This window comes from Rhodoferax sp. U11-2br (assembly GCF_018619435.1).
GTDB lineage: Bacteria > Pseudomonadota > Gammaproteobacteria > Burkholderiales > Burkholderiaceae_C > Rhodoferax.
The window spans coordinates 40,395-61,051 of sequence record NZ_JAHFZF010000025.1 but is presented as its reverse complement, the minus strand read 5'-3'; the positions used below and the strand labels follow the sequence as shown (position 1 = coordinate 61,051).

The 20,657-nt window shown below is 59.8% G+C and carries 14 protein-coding genes and 1 riboswitch; of the genes, 8 read left to right on the top strand and 6 right to left on the bottom strand.

The window, feature by feature from the left end; translation table 11 throughout:
- Nucleotides 1–3: 3 nt before the first annotated feature.
- The gene (locus KKO72_RS15410) at nucleotides 4–756 is read left to right on the top strand and encodes an amino acid ABC transporter ATP-binding protein (protein ID WP_251140697.1); all 753 of its coding nucleotides are present in this window, start codon (nucleotides 4–6) and stop codon (nucleotides 754–756) included.
- A gap of 183 nt (nucleotides 757–939) precedes the next feature.
- Here KKO72_RS15410 and KKO72_RS15405 read toward each other — a convergent pair whose 3' ends face one another.
- Complete coding sequence (locus tag KKO72_RS15405; RefSeq protein ID WP_214940411.1) at nucleotides 940–3,072, bottom strand: EAL domain-containing protein; 2,133 nt, start codon at nucleotides 3,070–3,072, stop codon at nucleotides 940–942.
- A 373-nt stretch (nucleotides 3,073–3,445) separates the two neighbouring features.
- On the opposite strand from KKO72_RS15405, the gene KKO72_RS15400 reads away from it, so the two are divergent.
- Entirely contained in the window at nucleotides 3,446–4,444 is a 999-nt protein-coding gene (locus KKO72_RS15400) for a Gfo/Idh/MocA family protein (protein WP_214940409.1), read from the top strand.
- A gap of 59 nt (nucleotides 4,445–4,503) precedes the next feature.
- Here the strand turns inward: KKO72_RS15400 and KKO72_RS21295 are convergent, their stop codons facing one another.
- On the bottom strand, nucleotides 4,504–6,240 hold the full coding sequence (locus KKO72_RS21295) for a diguanylate cyclase (protein ID WP_214940406.1): 1,737 nt from the start codon (nucleotides 6,238–6,240) through the stop codon (nucleotides 4,504–4,506).
- A gap of 275 nt (nucleotides 6,241–6,515) precedes the next feature.
- A riboswitch (S-adenosyl-L-homocysteine riboswitch) is annotated at nucleotides 6,516–6,586 on the top strand.
- A gap of 25 nt (nucleotides 6,587–6,611) precedes the next feature.
- On the opposite strand from KKO72_RS21295, the gene KKO72_RS15390 reads away from it, so the two are divergent.
- Nucleotides 6,612–9,485 (top strand): vitamin B12 dependent-methionine synthase activation domain-containing protein, encoded by a 2,874-nt coding sequence (locus tag KKO72_RS15390; RefSeq protein ID WP_214940391.1) that lies wholly within the window; start codon nucleotides 6,612–6,614, stop codon nucleotides 9,483–9,485.
- Nucleotides 9,486–9,488: 3 nt separating this feature from the next.
- Here KKO72_RS15390 and KKO72_RS15385 read toward each other — a convergent pair whose 3' ends face one another.
- Nucleotides 9,489–11,024, bottom strand: coding sequence for a YifB family Mg chelatase-like AAA ATPase (locus tag KKO72_RS15385; protein ID WP_214940388.1), 1,536 nt, complete (start codon nucleotides 11,022–11,024; stop codon nucleotides 9,489–9,491).
- 253 nt (nucleotides 11,025–11,277) lie between these two features.
- Between KKO72_RS15385 and glnK the strand changes: the two genes are divergently transcribed.
- Nucleotides 11,278–11,616, top strand: a complete 339-nt coding sequence (gene glnK, locus KKO72_RS15380) for a P-II family nitrogen regulator (protein WP_078365450.1) — start codon at nucleotides 11,278–11,280, stop codon at nucleotides 11,614–11,616.
- Between the two features lie 33 nt (nucleotides 11,617–11,649).
- Nucleotides 11,650–13,221, top strand: coding sequence for an ammonium transporter (gene amt / locus KKO72_RS15375; RefSeq protein ID WP_214940385.1), 1,572 nt, complete (start codon nucleotides 11,650–11,652; stop codon nucleotides 13,219–13,221).
- Between the two features lie 184 nt (nucleotides 13,222–13,405).
- On the opposite strand, the gene KKO72_RS15370 is transcribed toward amt, so the two are convergent.
- The 3 genes from KKO72_RS15370 to KKO72_RS15360 all read right to left on the bottom strand — a co-directional run bounded on the left by KKO72_RS15370 (nucleotide 13,406) and on the right by KKO72_RS15360 (nucleotide 17,737).
- A complete protein-coding gene (locus KKO72_RS15370; RefSeq protein WP_214940382.1) occupies nucleotides 13,406–15,061 on the bottom strand; it encodes a methyl-accepting chemotaxis protein in 1,656 nt (551 codons plus the stop codon).
- Nucleotides 15,062–15,340: 279 nt separating this feature from the next.
- Nucleotides 15,341–16,684 carry a glucarate dehydratase gene (gene gudD / locus KKO72_RS15365; protein ID WP_214940379.1) on the bottom strand — a complete coding sequence of 448 codons (1,344 nt, stop codon included), beginning with the start codon at nucleotides 16,682–16,684 and terminating at the stop codon, nucleotides 15,341–15,343.
- Nucleotides 16,685–16,987: 303 nt separating this feature from the next.
- Nucleotides 16,988–17,737, bottom strand: a complete 750-nt coding sequence (locus KKO72_RS15360; protein ID WP_180124915.1) for a FadR/GntR family transcriptional regulator — start codon at nucleotides 17,735–17,737, stop codon at nucleotides 16,988–16,990.
- A 212-nt stretch (nucleotides 17,738–17,949) separates the two neighbouring features.
- Here KKO72_RS15360 and KKO72_RS15355 point away from each other — a divergent pair, with 212 nt between their 5' ends.
- The 3 genes from KKO72_RS15355 (at nucleotide 17,950) to KKO72_RS15345 (ending at nucleotide 20,653) form a co-directional block, all read left to right on the top strand.
- On the top strand, nucleotides 17,950–19,068 hold the full coding sequence (locus KKO72_RS15355) for an SMP-30/gluconolactonase/LRE family protein (protein ID WP_214940364.1): 1,119 nt from the start codon (nucleotides 17,950–17,952) through the stop codon (nucleotides 19,066–19,068).
- Nucleotides 19,069–19,111: 43 nt separating this feature from the next.
- Complete coding sequence (locus tag KKO72_RS15350; RefSeq protein WP_214940359.1) at nucleotides 19,112–20,095, top strand: tripartite tricarboxylate transporter substrate binding protein; 984 nt, start codon at nucleotides 19,112–19,114, stop codon at nucleotides 20,093–20,095.
- 81 nt (nucleotides 20,096–20,176) lie between these two features.
- Complete coding sequence (locus KKO72_RS15345; RefSeq protein WP_214940356.1) at nucleotides 20,177–20,653, top strand: tripartite tricarboxylate transporter TctB family protein; 477 nt, start codon at nucleotides 20,177–20,179, stop codon at nucleotides 20,651–20,653.
- Nucleotides 20,654–20,657 lie beyond the last annotated feature (4 nt).

Sequence of the window (20,657 nt, the reverse complement as noted above, 5' to 3'; positions counted from 1 at the left end):
ACTATGACCCAACAAACACCCAACCCGCCTTTTGCTCTGGTCAACATCCAGGGTCTGCACAAAAGTTTTGGCGCCACCGAAGTGCTCAAAGGCATTGACCTGCAAGTGGGCCGCAAAGAAGTGGTCTGCATCATTGGCAAAAGTGGCTCGGGCAAAAGCACGTTGTTGCGTTGTATCAACGGGCTGGAAAGTTTTGAGCGCGGGAGCCTGTCGGTTGACGGCCAGGCGCTGAAACATGGCGACGCCAACGCCATGCGGGAACTGCGCCAGCAGGTCGGCATGATTTTCCAAAGCTTCAACCTGTTTCCGCACCTGAGCGCCGGGCGCAATGTGATGCTGGCCCCGACCCTGGCCAAAAACATCCCCAAGGACGACGCACGCACCAGGGCCCAGGCCTTGCTGGAGCGTGTCGGCCTCGGGCAGTTGTTTGACCGCATGCCCGATCAACTGTCCGGCGGGCAGCAGCAACGTGTGGCGATTGCCCGTGCGCTGGCGATGTCACCCACGGTGTTGTTGTGTGACGAGATCACCTCGGCGCTGGACCCGGAGCTGGTGGGCGAGGTGCTGCAGGTGGTGGAAATGCTCGCGGCCGATGGCATGACGCTGATTCTGGTCACCCATGAGATGGCTTTTGCCCGCAAGGTCAGCGACCGCGTGGTGTTCATGCACCAGGGTTTGATCCACGAAGCGGGCACGCCCGACGAAATCTTCAACCACCCGAAAACCCCCGAGCTGCGGCAGTTTCTGTCGATGTAGCCTGGCTGAACCAAGTGAACGATGGCGCTTTGTGCTGACCAGAGCCAGCTGCAGCAGACATATCGCTATAGATTAAATAGCCTCTAGTCCTTTTAAAAAAAAGGGCTAGAGGCACAAAACATCTGAAAAATTGACCGACACAAAGTGTGGACCAACCTATGCCATCTACCACGCCGGCCACCCTCACCCTGCGTGTGGGGCCGCATTCCCACAGCTCACTTGCCTCGTCTCGGGAAACGTCCGGCCTTCTTGCTGGTGCCAATAGACCAAAAACGCCTTTGAACTGATGGCAGGGCTATAGAGGTAGCCCTGAAACTCGTCACAACCCAGTTGCGCGAGTTTGTCACGCTGCGCAGCGGTCTCGACAAACTCGGCCACCACCCGCACCCCCTGCTTCTTGCCCAGCATGCCAATGCTCCGAATGATGTCCGAGCAAACGCTGTTGTTCATCACGTCCTGGGTCAAACTCCCATCAATCTTGATTGCACTGACCTCAAAACGCTGCATGTACAACAGGGAACTGCTACCCATGCCGAAGTCGTCGACGGACAAAAGCACCCCCAGCGCACTCAGCTTTCTGAGTGTGGCATCGGCCTGCGGTGTCGTGGCCAAGGTGCGGCCCTCGGTGACCTCCAGCTCCAGCTCGGAGGGGCTCAGGCCAAAACGCGCCAGACACCGCCCCACAAATGCCGCGTAGCTCGCGTCATCCAGCTGCACGGGCGACAGGTTGACCGACATACAAATGCCCTGAACGCCCTGGTCTTTCCAACCTTGCAGCGCCGCACAGGCGGTCTCCAGACTCCAGTTACCAATCTGGTTGATCAGTCGCGTCTCTTCCGCCACATTGATGATCGCCGCAGGCATGATGGCACCATGCACAGGATGATTCCAACGCAGCAAGGCCTCCACACCACAGACCCGCCCCCGCACATCGTGTTTGGGCTGGTACACCTGAAACACCTGCGGTGTGCCCAGGGCGGCCTCAAAATCGGCATGTAATGCCCGCGCAAAATCGCCCAACTCATCAAACCGCTGGAGGACCTGGCGCCGAGGCGCCTCCAGATGGCACAGCTGCACCAAGGCCTGGGTCACCGTGTCCGCATGAACCCGACTCCGCTCAGCTTGCAGACGCTTGACAAAAGGCCAATACAAGGCGGTGCTGACCAACACCCCCAACAACTGTGTGAACACGCCGACGAACCCACCAGACACCACATAACCGGAGATGAAGATCGGCGTACTCCATGTGACGGCTTGCCCGGACAACACCAACCAGCCGGCACTGTGCGCCAACAAGGCAATCAGGGCACAGGCCAGCGGCGCCAGGAGGAATGGCATCAGCAGGATCGGGCTGAAGATGATGGGCAAGCCAAACACCAGGATTTCATTGACATTGAATACCGCAGGCACCACCGAATACTTGCCAAGCCGCCGCATCTGGGCGTCCTTGCACACCAGCCACATCGCCAGCAGCAGACCATAGGTGGCGCCGGAGCCGCCGAGGTAAGCAAAGGTGTTGACAAAGTTCGCAGAAGCCAAGTGGGCATCAAACACCACATCGGGTTTGGCCAACAAGCCGCTGCCAAAGGCTTCCACCAGGATGCCACCATGCAAACCAACCAACCACAGCAGCTGGTTGACCAAAACAATCAGCAGATTCAGTGCATACGCCCCACCCTGCCTGAGGGGCTCAAACGCTGGCAGCATCTGCAGCAGATGTGCAAAGCCAGTGCCCAGCTGCGACAACAGTGCGATCAGCAGGGTCGTCACAACACAGACGAACGCAGCCGGACCCAACTGGTAAAAAGAACGCCTGAACAGCAAGCTGCCGTCCAGTCCCACCAGACGTGTGAAACCAGGCATCAGTCGAATGTAGACATGAAATACTTCAACCGTGAGGATGCCCGTCAGAATCCCCAACAGCAGTGATTGCCCCAGCGAGTTTTCCAGCCCCCCCACCAGAAACACCATGCCGACTGAAAAGTTCACCAGACACAAGAGATTAACCAGCATGGGCGTCATCCAGCTGCTTTCCACACGTTTCAAAGCCACATAGAGCCGATTGCCAACACACAGCGCCATGCCCAGACCCATGATGACGCCCAACGAGGCATCCAGCCGGGCGGCCACCAGCAGCCAGGCCGCTGTCGACTGCATCCCCCATGCGTGGGGCCAATCGTTCCACGGAAAGTTCAAGACAATCGTGATGACGACGCGGATGAATGTGAGGGGAAGTAGCATGACCATGCCATCCCGGCTGGCAGACAGCCACAACTGACCACGTGTTCCGGCCCGCTCAAGGTTCATGGTTTGCATAGAGAAGAAGTGGCGTTCAAACCGCCCGGACAGTTTTGTTGTTATGCCTGTTCAGGCCGCCGTGATGTGACTGAGTTTGGCCAGTGCGCCGCACCACGGCACCCTGCCCGCCGCTGCGGCCACCACAACTCAAGCACCAACAGACAGTCATTTTAAGTAGCAACATACCCAGTAAAAGCTTGGATTAGAAGCACATAGCGTTAACAAAGTCACGCTAGTTTGCAATAGCTAACGGGCTTTGCATCGCAGGCATCTGACAAGCGCCTGCGCACGCCATGACGGCTGCTGCGGCCTGGCCGCCAGATGTCACCTGACCACGGCTTTACTTGGTATAAAGCGGCCTCCACAACCACAACACAAGGTCAGTCTTGCCATGAAAAAAGTTACCTGGGGCGTGCTCAGCACCGCCAAGATCGGTCGCGAAAAAGTCATCCCGGCGTTGCAAAAGGGCCATTGGAGCCAGGTAGGCGCCATTGCGTCGCGCTCACTGGATGCCGCGCAGAAAGTGGCCACCGACCTGGGCATCCCCAAAGCCTATGGTTCGTATGAAGAACTGCTGGCCGACCCCGAGATCGAGGCCATTTACAACCCGCTGCCCAACGACCAGCATGTGGCCTGGACACTGGCGGCCGCACGCGCAGGTAAACATGTCTTGTGTGAAAAACCCTTCTCGATGAACGCACAGGAAGCCGAGCAACTGCGAGAGGTGGCGGGCCAGGTGCACATCATGGAAGCGTTCATGGTGCGTTTTCACCCGCAGTGGCAGCGTGCGCGCGAGCTGGTGCGCAGCGGTGCTTTGGGGGAGCTGCGCACGGTACAAGCGTTTTTTTCGTACTTCAACCGCCAGAGCGACAACATCCGCAACCGCGCCGACGTGGGCGGCGGCGCCCTCTACGACATTGGTTGTTACGCCATCGTGGCCGGGCGTTTTCTGTTTGAGGCCGAGCCACTGCGCGTGATCACACTGATTGACCGCGACCCGGAGTTCCAGACCGACCGCACGACCAGCGCGCTGCTCGACTTTGGCGGCGGGCGGCGGCTGGACTTCACCGTGTCGACCCAGTCGGTACCGTTCCAACGTGTCCAGGCAATAGGCACCAAACAACGCCTGGAGCTGGTGATCCCGTTCAACGCCCCCCTAGGTGGCACAACCGACCTGTTGCTCGACAACGGCAGCCAGATCGGCGGTGTGTCGGCGGTGCGCGAAACACTGCCAGCATGTGACATGTACACCCTGCAAGGGGACGCATTTTCACAAGCGGTGCGAGGTGAGATTCCCCTGCCCTATGGGCTCGATGACGCGATCTGCAACATGCGCATCATCGATGCGCTGTTCAAGTCAGACCAGAGCGGGCAGTGGGAGCAGGTCTGAGCACCTGAATGATCAGGCCGCCGGCTACAGCGGCCCAAACACGGCGTTCCCCAGCCGGGTCAGGCGTCCAGCCGCCAGGCCCGTTTACGTTCGTACATTTCCTGGTCGGCCCGTGCGATCAGCAGTTCGGCGGTGTCACCGTCCAGCGGGTACATCGCCAGACCCACCGCCCCACCAAACCCGGCGCCTTCTGGCACCGCGCCGAGATCCACCTGCTGCACCGGCTCGAGCAGTGTGGCCTCGAGCTTTTTGCGCACCTGATCCGCCACCTGGCGAGACGGAATGTCATTGATCAGCAGCACAAACTCATCCCCCGCATACCGCGCCACCACATCCCCGGGGCGCACCGCCTTGCTCAGGCGCGTGGCAATCTCCATCAGCACCCGGTCACCAGCGTCGTGCCCCAGATGGTCATTGATCAGCTTGAAGTTGTTCAGGTCCACGAACAACACCGCAAACGACAAGGCGTCAAGCTGGCGCCGTTTATGCTCGATGCGTTGGGTGATGCTGTGCAGCAACATCTCACGGTTGCTCAGACCGGTCAGCACATCGGTTCGCAACCGGTACTGCATTCTGCGGAAGGTGCTGGCCAACACCCCAATTTCGTCATTGCGATACACCTCCAGCGGCGCCTCCAGGCGCCCCTCCCCCACCAGCTTGGCCGCCTCGGTCAAACGCTTGATGTCACGCCCCACCCAACCCACAATATGCCAACCCAGAAACACTGCGGCCATCACACCCAGCAAACCAATCAAAGCGGTACGGAAAATGTTGGCAGTGAAGCCTTGCATGAAATCGCTACGCGGAACCGCCACCACGATCAACCAGTCCAGGCCCGCATGGTCCAGCACGCGGTCAAACGCCATCTCAACCGCCCCGCCGTTCGGACCGTTGAACACCAGCGCACGCGGGCCAACACCCAGACTGGCTGACTGAAGCCGATCCCGAACCTGCTGGTAGGCCGCCCGTTGCAGGGGATTGACACTGTCGATGGCCATCAGGCGTTCACTGCCCCCACCAGGAAGGCGTTTGATATTGGGCCCACTGGACGAGGCAATCAACTTGCCATCGGGCTCGATGATGAAGGCCACACCATGACTGCTGATGGACAGGTTGCTGACAAACAAGTTCAGCCGCTGCAGCGAGATGTCGGTGGCCACCACCCCTTGCATCTCACCCCGGGCATCAAGCACCCGCCGGGCGCGGGTGGCCACCAGCTCTTCGGTGGTGAAGTCGATGTAGATCGCGGTCCAGGCCGACGACACACTGCGCTCTGCCGCTTTGTACCAGGGGCGTTCGCGCGGATCAAAGAGCTTTTTTTCGAACGTCTTTGGCCCCAGCGCACCGTTGATCCCGCTAAAACGGCTGAAACCACGGAATTGATCAGCCCGCAACTTGTAGCGCAGTTCGGCCTCGCCGGAACTCAGACGCAACAAACCAATGGCCTGGCCGTGGTGGTTGCCGTAATAGACGAAGTTGTTCGGATCGGTGTGCAAAGAAGTGGCGATCCAGAACCGGTTGCGTAGGGTGTCCAGCTCGGCGTCGATGGTATCGGGCACCACCAAGCCTGTAGGAAAGGCCGCCTCCAACACCGCAGCCGACCCCACCACATGCCGGTCAACAGCCTGGCCTACGCGGGCCACCATCTCCTGCAGCAGATGCTGCGACACCGTATTGACCACCTGACTGCCGGTGCAGTACGACAAGGTGCCCGTCAGCACCACCACACCGACCATCAGGACGGTGAATGGCACAGTCAGCCACTGACGCAACGTCAACGACGAATACAAGTTCATCCAACAAGCCTCTCAAAGCGAACACAGGTCCGGGTAAGACATTGACACACCACAACCACGGCTCAAGGCAAGGACGTGCAGTTTGACAGGGTGCGAATCTTACCTGTCAAGCCGCTTGGGAAGCCCTTTCTTGCAGTTTGCCCCCAATACCCTGCTGCTATCCGCAGCGATTCACACGGCAAACCACCGGGCAGGCCAGCCAGCGATCCCGGTGTGGTGGATAGGGCCGCAACACGCTGCGTGTGATGTGAAGGGCCTCGCCGCTAAAATCGGCGCCTTCCAAGGAGCGTTGCAGCGGGCCACACAACCCGTCAGGCTTGGATTTACACAACGACGCTCACCTGACTTTATGAATTTCACAGGTGAGTTGCATGTCCGATTTTGTTGTACCCCCCCTCAAACTGTCCGGCCTGGAGCCTCTGACCATTGGCATCGCCGCAGCGGCTGACACTGCGCCAAGCGCCACTTTTGTTAACGTGGGTGAACGCACCAACGTGACCGGCTCCAAGGCTTTTGCGCGCATGATCCTCAACGGTGAGTTCGACCAGGCGCTGAGTGTGGCGCGCCAGCAGGTGGAAAACGGCGCCCAGATCATCGACATCAACATGGACGAGGCCATGCTCGACAGCCAGGCGGCCATGGTGAAATTCCTGAATTTGATAGCGTCTGAGCCAGACATATCAAGGGTTCCGGTCATGATTGACTCCAGCAAGTGGAGTGTCATCGAGGCTGGCCTGCGTTGTGTGCAAGGCAAGGCGGTGGTCAACTCGATCAGCATGAAGGAAGGGGTGGACGCCTTCAAGCACCACGCCAAATTGCTGCGCCGTTATGGTGCCGCAGCGGTGGTGATGGCCTTTGACGAACAGGGCCAGGCCGATACCTATGAGCGCAAGATCGAAATCTGTGAACGCGCCTATCGCATCCTGGTGGACGAGGTGGGTTTCCCGCCGGAAGATATCATTTTTGACCCGAACATCTTCGCGATTGCCACCGGCATCGAAGAGCACAACAACTACGCGGTCGACTTCATCAACGCCACGCGCTGGATCAAGCAAAACTTGCCGGGTGCCAAGGTCAGCGGCGGCGTGTCGAATGTGAGTTTTTCCTTCCGGGGCAACGACCCGGTGCGCGAGGCGATCCACACCGTGTTCCTGTACCACGCGATCAAAGCCGGCATGGACATGGGCATCGTCAACGCTGGCATGGTCGGGGTCTACGACGACCTGGAGCCCATTCTGCGCGAACGTGTTGAAGACGTGGTGCTGAACCGCCGCTCCGACGCCGGTGAGCGCCTGGTCGAGATAGCTGAAACCGCCAAAAGCGGCGCCAAGGACGAGAGCAAAAGGCTCGAATGGCGCGGCACGCCTGAACACCCGGTCACGGTGGAACAGCGCCTGAGCCACGCCATGGTGCACGGCATTACCGACTTCATCGTCGAAGACACCGAAGAGGCGTACCAGGCCATCGTCGCCAAGGGTGGCCGCCCCCTACATGTGATCGAAGGCCCGCTGATGGCGGGCATGAGCATCGTGGGTGACCTGTTTGGCCAGGGCAAGATGTTCCTGCCGCAGGTGGTCAAGTCCGCCCGGGTCATGAAGTCGGCCGTGGCGCACCTGATTCCGTACATCGAGGAAGAAAAACGCCGCGACGAAGCCGCCGGGCGCGACGTGCAAACCAAGGGCAAGATCGTCATCGCCACCGTCAAGGGCGACGTGCATGACATCGGCAAAAACATCGTCACCGTGGTTTTGCAATGCAACAACTTTGACGTGGTCAACATGGGTGTGATGGTGCCCTGCCACGAGATCCTGGCACGCGCCAAGGCCGAGGGCGCCGACATCATTGGACTAAGCGGCCTGATCACACCGAGCCTGGAGGAAATGCAGTACCTGGCCGGTGAGATGCAAAAGGACGACTACTTCCGCATCAAAAAAATCCCGCTGCTGATTGGCGGCGCCACCACCAGCCGGGTACACACCGCGGTGAAGATTTCGCCGCATTACGAGGGCCCGGTGGTCTATGTGCCCGACGCCTCACGCAGCGTCGGTGTGGCGCAGAGCCTGCTGGGTGAGCATGCCGATACCTATTTGGCCGAGTTGCAGACCGACTACGACAAGGTGCGCCAGCAACACGCCAACAAAAAACAGACACCGCTGTGGCCGCTGGCCAAGGCACGTGCCAACAAGACCCCCATCAACTGGGCGGCCTACCAGCCCACCACACCGAAGTTCATTGGCCGACGTGAGTTCAAAAACTTTGACCTGGCTGAGCTGGCCCGCTACATCGACTGGGGCCCGTTCTTCCAGACCTGGGACCTGGCCGGGCCGTTCCCGGCGATCCTGGAGGATGAGGTGGTGGGCATTGAGGCCAAAAAGGTCTACGCCGACGGCCAGGCCATGCTCAAAAAAATCATCGAAGGCCGCTGGCTCAGCGCCAACGCGGTGGTGGGCCTGTACCCGGCCAACGCGGTGGGTGACGACATCGTGCTCTACACCGACGACACCCGCAGCAGCGTGGCCCTGACCTGGTACGGCCTGCGCCAACAAACCGCGCGCGAGGTCGAGGACGATGGCAGCTACCTGCCCAACCGCTGCCTGGCGGATTTTGTGGCGCCAAAAGACATTGCTACTGACGACGTAGCATCCAACCTAGAAGATACGAGGGCTACAGGCCTTGACTTGGGGTTTTGCCAAAAAAACTTACAAGACCCCGCATCATCCGGCGTCGCACCCCCTAACCGACAAGACTATGTGGGTGTGTTCGCGGTGACCGCCGGCCTGGGTGTCGAGAAAAAAGAGCAGCAGTTCATTGCCGCCCATGACGACTACAGCGCGATCCTGTTCAAGGCCATGGCCGACCGGCTGGCCGAGGCTTTTGCCGAATACCTGCACCACCGAGTGCGCACCGATTTGTGGGGTTATGCGCCGTCTGAGGCCTTGGGCCCGCAGGAGCTGATTGCCGAAAAATACAGCGGCATCCGCCCGGCGCCAGGTTACCCGGCCTGCCCCGACCACAGTGTCAAAAAAGAGCTGTTTGCGCTGCTGCAATGTGAAGACATCGGCATGAGCCTGACCGAGAGCCTGGCCATGACGCCGGCCGCCAGCGTCAGCGGTTTCTACATCGGCCACCCGCAGGCCAGTTATTTCAGCGTGGGCAAGATTGGTGACGACCAGTTGCAGGACATGGCACAGCGCCGTGGCCTGGAGGCCAAAGACCTGCAGCGCCTGCTGGCGCCCAATCTGTAGCCCTCAGGCCGCCTTCAGGGCCCGCCGGTACTGCATGGCCTCGGCCACATGGGTGACCTGGGTGCTGTGTGCACCGGCCAGGTCGGCAATGGTGCGCGCCACTTTGAGCGCCCGGTGGGTGCTGCGCGCTGACCAGCCCAAGCGGGTGGCGGCCACGTTCAAAAACTTGGCGGCCGCCTCGTCCAGCAGCACAAATTCATCGATCTCCTGCCCCTGCAAAGCCTGGTTGGTTTTGCCCTGGCGGGCCATGGCTCGCTCCCGTGCAGCGATACAACGGGCCTGCACCACCGCACTGGCTTCACCCGGCTGCGCCTGCATCAGTTCGTTGGACGTCACGGCGGGCACCTCCACATGCAAGTCAATGCGGTCCACCAGCGGGCCGCTGAGTTTGCCCTGGTAACGCGCCACCTGGTCAGGGGTGCAACGGCAAGCCTTCTGGTTGGAGCCCAGGTAACCACAGGGGCAAGGGTTCATGGCACCAATCAGCTGGAAACGCGCCGGGAACTCACTGCGCCGCGCCGCCCTTGAGATGGTGATGGTGCCGGTCTCCAGCGGCTCACGCAGCGCCTCCAAAGCGGCGCGCGGGAATTCCGGAAATTCGTCCAAAAACAAGACCCCATGATGCGCCAGCGAAATTTCTCCGGGGCGCGGCGGCGAACCGCCACCGACCAAAGCGACAGCACTCGCGGTATGGTGCGGCTGGCAGGTGGGTCGGCGCGCCCAGCTGGCCAGAGAAAAACGCCCGCCCAGGCTGGCCATGGCGGCACTTTGCAAGGCCTCATCGGTGGTCATGGGCGGCAGCAAACCGACAAAACGCTGCGCCAGCATCGATTTGCCCGAGCCCGGTGGCCCCATCAACAGCAGGCTGTGGCCACCGGCGGCAGCAATCTCAAGCGCCCGTTTGGCCCCAAGCTGGCCTTTGACATCGGCCAGATCGAGGTAGTCAGCCGCTTGCACACAAGGCGCAGAATCGACTCTAGCCCATCCTTCACCTGGCTCAGCTGCTCTGTTTTCTGAAGCAGTCGGTAAAAAATGCTGCACCACATCGAGCAAATGCCGGGCGCGGTACACCTGGGCACTGGGCACCAGGGCGGCCTCTTCGGCGCTCTCGGGTGGCAGCACCAGCTGGGTGACCACACCACTGCCATGCAGGGCCAGGCTCATAGCCAGCGCACCCCGCACCGGGCGCAACTCACCCGACAGTGACAACTCGCCAGCAAACTCCCAGCCCGCCATCGCCGCAGTATCAATCTGGCCACTGGCGCCCAAAATGCCCAGCGCTATGGGCAGATCAAACCGGCCCGAGTCCTTGGGCAAATCGGCTGGCGCCAGGTTGACCACAATTTTTTTGTTGCTCGGAAACTCCAGCCCCGAGTTCTGGATGGCCGAGCGCACCCGCTCACGCGCTTCTTTCACCTCAACATCAGCCAAACCCACCAAGGTGAAACTCGGCAAACCGTTGGCCAAGTGGACTTCGACCGTCACGGCGGCCGCATCCAGGCCCAGCAGGGCCCGGCTTTGCACCAAAGACAGACTCATGAAACCTCCTGACTAAAACGGTGCGCTGCCAACAGGCAATGCGTCCGATTGATGCACCATGGTGGTGCTTACTGGTTATTTATACAGATATCTTAACCCACAGATCTCGTGCTGATTTGCAGGGCTCCAGCCAGGCAAATCCAGGCGTCTGGCACGAACCCTGCTTTACATGCTCGTCAACCCACTTGTTGGAGAGGCCGATGACTCTGAACCCGCCGAGTGTGACCCACTCTTTCCAAGCCAAGGAGAACTCATGAAACTTGTCACTGCAATTGTTAAACCCTTCAAGCTCGATGAGGTGCGCGAAGCGCTCTCCTCCATCGGCGTGCAGGGCATCACTGTCACCGAAGTCAAAGGCTTCGGTCGCCAAAAGGGACACACCGAACTGTATCGGGGTGCAGAGTATGTGGTGGACTTTCTGCCCAAGGTCAAGGTTGAGGCCGCCGTGTCTGACGAGATGCTCGACCAGGTCATCGAAGCCATCGAAGGCGCAGCACGCACCGGCAAGATTGGTGATGGCAAGATTTTTGTCACACCGGTTGAGCAGGTGATCCGCATCCGCACCGGCGAGACCGGCAAGGAAGCGCTCTGACGCCCACTTCTCACTTCACACGAGATCCACAACATGAAAAAACTACTTGCATCCCTTGCGTTGGGCATGAGCTTGTTGCTTGGCGGCGCCGTTGCTTTGGCGCAGGCCCCCGCCCCAACCACCTCCGAAGCTGCTGCCACCACCACTGCACCGGCAGCCCCTGACGCCGCTGCTCCGGTGGCCGCTGCGCCTGCTGAGGCACCTGCTGCTGCCGCTGCGGCAGCCCCGGCCGCTGCCGAGGCTGCTGCGCCCGCTGCTGCACCAGCACCTGTTCCGAACAAGGGCGACACCGCCTGGATGATGGTCTCCACCCTGCTGGTGATTTTGATGACAGTGCCCGGTCTGGCGCTGTTCTACGGCGGCCTGGTCCGCTCCAAGAACATGCTGTCGGTGCTGATGCAGGTCATGGTCACCTTCTCGATGATTGTGGTCTTGTGGTTCATCTATGGCTACAGCCTGGCGTTCACCGAGGGCAATGCGTTCTTTGGTGGCTTTGACCGACTCTTCATGGCGGGCATCTGGGACAACGTTGCTGGCACCTTTGCCAACGGCGCCACCTTCAGCAAGGGCGTGGTGATTCCTGAGATTGTGTTCGCCGCCTTCCAGGCCACCTTTGCCGGCATCACCGGCACGCTGATCGTGGGCGCTTTTGCCGAACGTATGAAGTTCTCTGCGGTGCTGGCTTTCATGGTGTTGTGGTTCACCTTTGCTTATGCCCCGATTGCCCACATGGTCTGGTTCTGGATGGGCCCGGATGCCTACAGCGCCGCAGCTGTGGCGGAAGAAATGACCGGCAAAGCCGGCATGATCTGGCAATGGGGTGCGTTGGACTTCGCGGGTGGTACGGTGGTGCACATCAACGCCGCTGTGGCTGGCCTCGTGGGCTCCTACATGGTTGGCAAACGCATCGGCTACGGCAAGGAATCGATGGCGCCTCACAGCCTGACTTTGACCATGGTCGGCGCCTCCTTGCTGTGGGTGGGCTGGTTTGGTTTCAACGCCGGTTCTGCGCTGGAAGCCAACGGTTTTGCGGCTCTGGCCTTCATCAACACCTTTGGTGCTACCGCTGCGGCCATCCTGGCCTGGTGTATCGGTGAAACCCTGATGCGCGGCAAAGCCTCCATGCTGGGTGCGGCTTCCGGTTGTGTGGCGGGCTTGGTCGCCATCACACCCGCTGCTGGCAACGTCGGCATTGGTGGTGCGCTGGTGATTGGTTTCCTGTCTGGCTTTGCCGGCCTGTGGGGTGTGAATGGTCTCAAGAAGATCCTGGGTGCTGATGACTCGCTGGACGTGTTCGGTGTGCACGGTGTCTGCGGTATCTTGGGTGCCATCCTGACCGGTGTCTTCAACAGCCCCGCCCTGGGCGGCCCCGGCTACGTGGCCGACTGGGTCACGGCCACCATGGTGACATCGGCCGACTACTCCATCGCAGCCCAAGTCTGGGTACAAACCAAGGCGGTGTTGACCACCGTGATCTGGTCGGGTGTGGTGTCTTTCGTGGCCTACAAGATTGTGGACATGACCATTGGTCTGCGTGTCAGCGAAGAAAGCGAACGCGAAGGTCTGGACATCACCTCCCACGGTGAAACAGCCTACGGCCGATAAGGTCTGGCGCGTTGCAGGCCGCGTGCCTGCAACAGGTATTTTGTGAGTGCTTCCTAGAGAGTTGGCCCACCGGGTGTTTCGACCCCGGTGGGTTTTTTTTGCTGAGGCCCGCCGTGTTTGACGGCCAGCCTTTGGGATCAGCACCCCCGGCTTAGGCGCTTTTTGTCACACTTCCGAGCTGGAATCAGGTAGCGCTTGGCGATGGCAAGACTGAAGCAGGCGCCACCAACGACAGACCAGCTGCTTTGTGCCGTTGATCAGGCGTTGAAGCCATCGATAAAGGGATGATGCTGCCGCTCTCCCCCGCCCCCAGCCTGAACACCGCCACCGTCTGCACCAGATCCTGCGCCTGGCTCTTGAGGCTGCTCGCCGCTGCCGCCATCTCTTCCACCAGGGCCGCGTTTTGCTGGGTGGCCTGGTCCATCTGTGTCACCGCATCTCCCACCTGGCTCACACCCTGGCTTTGTTCATTGCTGGCCGCACTGATCTCTCCCATGATGTCATTGACCCGGCGAATAGAAGCCACCACCTCGGTCATGGTGGCACCGGCCTGATCGACCAGGGCTGTACCTTGTTCGACCCGCTCCACGCTGGCGCTGATCAGGGTCTTGATTTCTTTGGCAGCTTCAGCACTGCGTCCGGCCAGGCTACGCACTTCAGAGGCCACCACCGCAAAACCACGGCCTTGTTCACCAGCACGGGCGGCTTCCACCGCCGCGTTCAAGGCCAGGATGTTGGTCTGGAAGGCAATGCCATCGATCACGCTGATGATGTCGCTGATCTTGCGTGACGCCTCGTTGATGCCTTTCATGGTGTCAACCACCTGGGCGACCACTTCGCCGCCCTTGATGGCCACAGAGCTGGCGTTTTGGGCCAGTTGGTTGGCTTGGCGGGCGTTGTCGGCGTTTTGTTTGACGGTGGAGCTGAGCTGCTCCATGCTGGCGGCGGTCTCCTGCAATGCACTGGCCTGGGACTCGGTGCGCGAAGACAAGTCCTGGTTGCCTTGGGCGATCTCGGCGCTGGCGGTGGCCACCGACTCTGAGCCCTGGCGCACGCGCTGGACCACACCGACCAGATTGGTCTGCATTTTGAAGAGGGCTTGTAACAAGTGGGCGATTTCGTCTTTGCCGTCTTGTGGCAGGGTCTGGCTCAAGTCACCCTCACCAAAACGCTCAGCAGCGCTGCTGGCCAACGTGATGCCTTGGGCAATGCCGCGGGAGATGCTCCAGCTGGCAAAAACAGCGATGCCCACACACAGGGCCAGCAGGGCGCCGCCAACGAGGTAGAGTTGGCTGAAGATGGCTTCGATGTCATCCTGGGTTTTATCGATGCTGGATATCTGACCGTTCACCAAGGCCTGGGTGGCGCGGACGTACTCGGCAGCGGCCGGGGCAAATGTGTTGCGCACCAGCTCCTGCGCCCCTGCGCTGTCACCGGAGTCCTTCAGCGCAATGGCGTCTTCACGCGCCGCCAGATAGGCCTTGTTTGCCTGATCCACAACACCAACCTGCTTGAGGATGCCCTCATCCTTGGCCAGCTCCAGAAACTTCTTCTGAGTGGCAACCGTCTGCGCGGTGGTGGCATCGACGTCGTCCTTGAAAAAAGCCAGCATCACCGTGCCCGGGCCATAAGCCATGGCCAGAGCGCGTGCGGAGTTCTCTCGGATGTCAGCCTGCCATTTTTCTGCCAGGTCCAACAGCTTTGTCTCCGATTCCATGTGTGCAGTGGCCAGCGATACCTGGTGGATCCGCCACGCGGCAAACGAGGACAACACCAGAAAAGCAAGTGTGATGACCGCGAAGCCAAGGGACAAACGGGTGGAGATTTTCAAGTTGTTCATGGAGTACCTCTCGATGGTTTCTGACGCGATCACACGTGTAGGCCAAATGAAGCCGAGCTTGTCGGCGAGCTGATCAGAAAGTCAGGCGCTAGCGCTGCTGCGCATTCGACAGAGCGAGGGTGCAAGCGGCCGAGGGCGCCACTTGCGATCCAGGAACCCGCGCTCGCACAGTCGCATCACATGCTTTGGAAAATGGATGCGCGCTGTGCGCATGGATGGCTGTTGATGAAGATCGCGCATGCGTCAGCTTGTTGCTGATGCTGGTTGCAACAGCGCCAGTCAGCGCACCAGGCTCGGGCGTTTGTTGTCAAACTTCCAGCCGGGAATCAGGTACTGCATGGCGATGGCATCGTCACGCGCACCCAGGCCATGCTGCAGGTACAGCTGATGGGCTTTTTCCACCTCCACCATGTCCAGCTCAATACCCAGCCCCGGCTTGACCGGCACGGTGATGTTGCCGTCCACAATCTGCAGCGGCTCTTTGGTCAGGCGCTGGCCGTCCTGCCAGATCCAGTGGGTGTCGATCGCGGTGACCTTGCCCGGTGCTGCGGCAGCCACATGGGTGAACATCGCCAGCGAGATGTCAAAGTGGTTGTTGGAATGTGAGCCCCAGGTCAGCCCGTTCATCTGGCACAACTGCGCCACCCGTACCGAGCCCTGCATGGTCCAGAAGTGGGGATCGGCCAGCGGGATGTCCACGCTGTGCAAGGCCACCGAGTGCGCCATTTCGCGCCAGTCGGTGGCAATCATGTTGGTGGCGGTCAACAGACCGGTTTCGCGCCGGAACTCAGCCATCACTTCACGCCCCGAGAACACACCCTCGGCACCACATGGGTCTTCGGCATAGGCCAAGGCATCGCGGTGGTCACGGCACAGACGGATCGCGTCTTTGAGCAGCCAGCCACCGTTCGGATCAAGCGTGATGCGCGCGTCAGGAAAACGTGCATGCAGGGCCTCGACCGCTTCCATTTCCTCCTCACCGCGCAGCACGCCGCCCTTGAGTTTGAAGTCCTTGAAGCCATAACGGGCATAAGCCGCTTCGGCCAGCCTGACCACCGCCTGGGCGTCCAGGGCTTTTTCGTGGCGCAGGCGCAGCCAGTCGTCGGCCTGGTCGGGTTCACTGCGGTAGGGCAAATCGGTTTGCTGGCGGTCAGCCACATAAAACAGGTAACCCAACACCGCCACGCTGCTGCGTTGCTGACCTTCGCCCAGCAAGGCCGCTACCGGCACACCCAGGTGCTGACCCAGCAGGTCCAGCAGGGCACTTTCGACGGCGGTGACCGCATGGATGGCGACACGCAAGTCAAAGGTCTGTTGCCCACGGCCACCACTGTCGCGGTCGGCAAAAGCGACACGCAGGCTATTGAGCACCTGATTCCAATGGCCAATCGACTGGCCAACAACCATGTCTTGCGCCGCTTCCAGCGTCTGGCGGATTTTTTCACCACCAGGCACCTCACCCACGCCGGTGTGGCCCGAGCTGTCGGTCAGGATGACCAGGTTGCGGGTAAAAAATGGCCCGTGTGCCCCGCTCAGGTTGAGCAACATGCCGTCGTGCCCGGCAACCGGGACAACACGCATGTGGGTGACAACGGGGGTGTGATGAGGGGCAACTGCTGGCATGACGACGCTCTTTCTCAATGGATGGAGGTTGATGGAAGAATTAACTTAGCAGACATCGTACAACCAAAGACTCAATATTGACAAGAGGGACAACCCTCATCCGGGTGCCGTAGCTGCCAGCCTGCGCCCAGACTCAAGCAACCCTGGACCCAGCACCATCACAGCTTGTGGACAAGCCGTTTACATATGAAAAAGGGGAAATTGGGTCGCGCCACAACCCATGGACCACCATTCAGAAAAGTGGCTTTTTTTTGCCTGCAGCCCTTACACCAAAAGGGAAACATGCTATGGATACGATGGCGATCACTGCACCTGACTGAGCTGCGCCCGACGCAGGCGTTCGCGGCTGTTGCTCAGATGGGTGCGCATCGCGGCGCGCGCGCCATCCGAATCACGGTTGCGGATCGCGTTAAAAATGTTTTCGTGGTCACCATGCGCCTGCTGCAAATACTTCAGCCGTCCTTCTGGCGCGCTGTTCGAGGTGTTGATCCGGGTTCGCGGGATGATCATGGTGCCCAGATAGGTCATCAGGTCGGCAAAGTGGCGGTTGCCCGTGGCCCGAGACACCTCCATGTGGAACGCAAAGTCTGAGGGCACAGCCTCGGAGTCGTGCTCGATGGCATCCGAAAACGCCTTGAGGGCCAGTTCCATGGCGGCCAGATTGGCATCGGTGCGGCGCTGTGCAGCCAGGCCAGCGGCCTCGGTCTCCAGGCTGATGCGCAACTCCAACAAAGCAATCACATCGGCCAGCGTTGAAAAATCGCAGCCGGTGATTCTGAAGTTGCTGGTATCGGGCAGCGCCAGAGCAAAAGTGCCAATGCCGTGGCGGGTTTCCACCAAACCCGAGGCCTGCAAATTGGACAAGGCTTCGCGCACCACCGTGCGGCTGACCTCAAACCGGGCCATGATTTCCGACTCCGTGGGCAGTTTGTCACCCGGTTTGATGGCACCTTCGCGGATGCTGGCAGCCAGGCTGTTGACGATTTCTTGCACCAGCCCACGCGGCCGCCGCTGACGGCTCGCCGGGGTACTAGGGGTTTTCCATGATTCCATAAAAAAACGATTGACTCCCTGATTTCTGCGGATCACAATTTAACTCGTCAGACAACATACAACTGACAAGTTAAGCCGATATCGAACTGTAAAGCGTTAAACCATTTCCGTCCAGTGACCTGATGAATAACCTGCCACAAGAGGGCGATAGCCCCACAAAGAGCAACACACCAGCGTCCATCTTCCAACCGAGCTATGCCAGGAGACAACCCATGCAAGAGACCTCGATCAACCCGCGCCGCCGCTTTTTGAAGCTGGCCGCCAGCACCAGTCTGGCAGCTGCCAGCACAAGCGCTTTGGCGCAAGCCTTCAGCTTCAGCCCCAACCAGCGCTACCCAGACCCGTCGGTGTTGATCTTGGACCCCAGCTTTGCCAAATACCGGCTCTACAGCAGCACGGTGGAGCAGGTTGGCACCGGCATGCGTTGGGCCGAAGGCCCGGCCTACTTCCCCAATGTGGTGGCGGGCCAACCAGGCTACTTGCTGTGCAGTGACATTCCCAACAACCGGCTGATGAAGTTTGATGAGGCCACCGGCAAATTTTCCGTGTACCAGCAAAACGTCAACTATGCCAACGGCAACACGCGGGACCGCCAAGGCCGTCTGATCACGTGTGAACACTCCGTCACACGGCGCGTGGTTCGTACCGAAAAAAACGGCAAAAAAACAGTGCTGGCCGACCGTTTTGAAGGCAAACGCCTCAACGCGCCCAACGATGTGGTGGTCAAGTCAGACGACAGCGTCTGGTTCACCGACCCACTGTTTGGCATCAACGGTGAATGGGAAGGCTCACGTGCCAAACCCGAGCAGGCCAGCACCAATGTCTACCGCATCGCCAAAGGCGGTCAGATCACGGCGGTGATCACCGACCTGGTCAACCCCAACGGTCTGGCCTTCTCACCCGACGAGAGCAAGCTGTATGTGGTCGAGTGGAAAGGCACCCCCAACCGCAGCATCTGGAGCTTTGATGTCAACGCGGATGGCACGGTGAGCAACAAGACCAAACTGATTGACGCCAACGGCACCGGTTCCCTGGACGGCTTCCGGGTCGACCGCGACGGCAATCTGTGGTGCGGCTGGGGTCACAGCGGTGCGTTTGCCGCCGAAGCAACCGATGTCGGTGGTGGCCTGAAAGCCCATTTGCCCACGGGCAACTCCGAAGAAATGGATGGCGTGAAAGTCTTCAACGCCCAAGGCAAAGCCATCGGCTTCATCAAGCTGCCCGAACGCTGTGCCAACCTCGAATTTGGCGGCCCCAAGCGCAACCGCTTGTACATGGCCAGCAGCCATTCTCTTTACGCCGTGTACCTTGAAACCCACGGCGCCGTTTAGTCCTGTCACTTTCTTTTTTCTCACCTACCAACCGGAGATCATGATGACGTTTCGTAGAACTTTTCTGGCTGCAGCCGTGGCGGCTGTCGGCATCACAACTGCTCTCGGCAGCGCCTTTGCCGCTGACGCGACCAAATGGCCGACCCGCCCTGTGCAGGTGATCGTGCCCGCTGGCGCGGGTGGTGACACCGACTTCAACGCCCGCCAGATGGCGCGTTTTTTCGAGAAGATCACAGGCAAACCGATGGTGGTCACCAACGTCAACGGCGGTGGCGGCACGATTGGCATGTCGCAGGTGGAAGGTGCCTCACCTGATGGCAACACACTGTTTTTCGCCCATACCGGCATGTTGATCGTCAACGAAGTGTCGGGCATGAGTGACCACAAGTTTGATGCCAAGCTCGATGTGGCCTGCATTCCCGCCATCGACAAGGGTGTGGTTCTGATTGGCAGCAAAAAATCCGGTCTGAAAACCGTTCAGCAGATCACCGAGAAAGCCAAGGCAGCCCCTGGCACCGTGATCTACGGTACTGAAATGGGTGGCTACTCCCACCTGCAAGGCCTGATCTTCCAGAAAAAGGCCGGCATCCAGCTGAAATTTGTCGATGTCGGCTCCGCTGCCGACAAGATCACGTCGCTGCTCGGTGGGCGCATCGACTTGTCCTCGATCTCCTTTGGTCCGGTCAAAGACTATGCCGCCACGGGCGACATGTCCATGATTGCGCAGTACAACGACGCCCACAACCCGCTGCTGGGTGACATCAAGTCTTTCAAGGACCAGGGCATTTCTCTGGACATGGGCAAACCCTACGTCATTGCTTTCCCCAAGGGCACCGACCCGGCCATCATCAAAAAAATGGCTGACGTGATGCAACAGATCACCAAAGAACCCGCCTACGCCAAGGCGTTGGAAGAGGGGTTCAAGCAGCCGGTGTCTTTCCTGCACACCAAGGAAGCCAACGACATGCTCAACAAGGTACGTGACGACTTCCTGCAGTACAAAGACGTGTTGCGTCAGAAGAAGTAAGCCACACCGACTCACTACATGGGTGCAAGCGCGCTACAGCGCGCTTCACGCACCTGTCCTTTCTTCTCTCAAGGCTTCACCATGGACAACATCAAAAAACGGGAGATCGTCGTTGGGGCGATATTCCTCCTGATTGGTATCGGTTATCTGTATCTGACAAGCGCCATTCCGCGCAAACAATTCATCGACGCAGCCTTCGTCCCTTATGTGCTGGCCACCACGATGTGCCTGCTGGGCGTTCTGCAACTCAGGGAGGCCTTCAAGCGGGCAGGTGCCAAGCAGTCCGGCAAACAGGACACGGCGGACTACCGCACGGTCTGGAAAACCCTGGGCCTGATCGTGGCCTACGCGGCACTGCTGGAGTCCGTCGGTTTCCCCCTCATGACGGTGGTTTACCTGTTCGCGCAGTTCATTGTGCTGACCCCAGGTGACAAGAAGATCAGCTACCCCCTGTACGGGGCGATCGCTGTGACAACGTCTATCGTTGTGTACCTGACCTTTCGCCATGCTTTCGACATGATCTTGCCGGTCGGGCTGCTGAGCGCATTCATCGAGTAACAGG

What these genes read in the sequence shown, in the direction of transcription:
- KKO72_RS15410 (WP_251140697.1), top strand. Translation starts at nt 4, where the DNA reads ATGACCCAACAAACACCCAACCCGCCTTTTGCTCTGGTCAACATCCAG.
- KKO72_RS15385 (WP_214940388.1), bottom strand. Translation starts at nt 11,024, where the DNA reads ATGAGTCTGTCTTTGGTGCAAAGCCGGGCCCTGCTGGGCCTGGATGCG.
- gudD (WP_214940379.1), bottom strand. Translation starts at nt 16,684, where the DNA reads ATGCCAGCAGTTGCCCCTCATCACACCCCCGTTGTCACCCACATGCGT.
- KKO72_RS15360 (WP_180124915.1), bottom strand. Translation starts at nt 17,737, where the DNA reads ATGGAATCATGGAAAACCCCTAGTACCCCGGCGAGCCGTCAGCGGCGG.
- KKO72_RS21295 (WP_214940406.1), bottom strand. Translation starts at nt 6,240, where the DNA reads ATGAACTTGTATTCGTCGTTGACGTTGCGTCAGTGGCTGACTGTGCCA.
- KKO72_RS15370 (WP_214940382.1), bottom strand. Translation starts at nt 15,061, where the DNA reads ATGAACAACTTGAAAATCTCCACCCGTTTGTCCCTTGGCTTCGCGGTC.
- KKO72_RS15345 (WP_214940356.1), top strand. Translation starts at nt 20,177, where the DNA reads ATGGACAACATCAAAAAACGGGAGATCGTCGTTGGGGCGATATTCCTC.
- KKO72_RS15350 (WP_214940359.1), top strand. Translation starts at nt 19,112, where the DNA reads ATGACGTTTCGTAGAACTTTTCTGGCTGCAGCCGTGGCGGCTGTCGGC.
- KKO72_RS15355 (WP_214940364.1), top strand. Translation starts at nt 17,950, where the DNA reads ATGCAAGAGACCTCGATCAACCCGCGCCGCCGCTTTTTGAAGCTGGCC.
- KKO72_RS15400 (WP_214940409.1), top strand. Translation starts at nt 3,446, where the DNA reads ATGAAAAAAGTTACCTGGGGCGTGCTCAGCACCGCCAAGATCGGTCGC.
- KKO72_RS15405 (WP_214940411.1), bottom strand. Translation starts at nt 3,072, where the DNA reads ATGCAAACCATGAACCTTGAGCGGGCCGGAACACGTGGTCAGTTGTGG.
- glnK (WP_078365450.1), top strand. Translation starts at nt 11,278, where the DNA reads ATGAAACTTGTCACTGCAATTGTTAAACCCTTCAAGCTCGATGAGGTG.
- amt (WP_214940385.1), top strand. Translation starts at nt 11,650, where the DNA reads ATGAAAAAACTACTTGCATCCCTTGCGTTGGGCATGAGCTTGTTGCTT.
- KKO72_RS15390 (WP_214940391.1), top strand. Translation starts at nt 6,612, where the DNA reads ATGTCCGATTTTGTTGTACCCCCCCTCAAACTGTCCGGCCTGGAGCCT.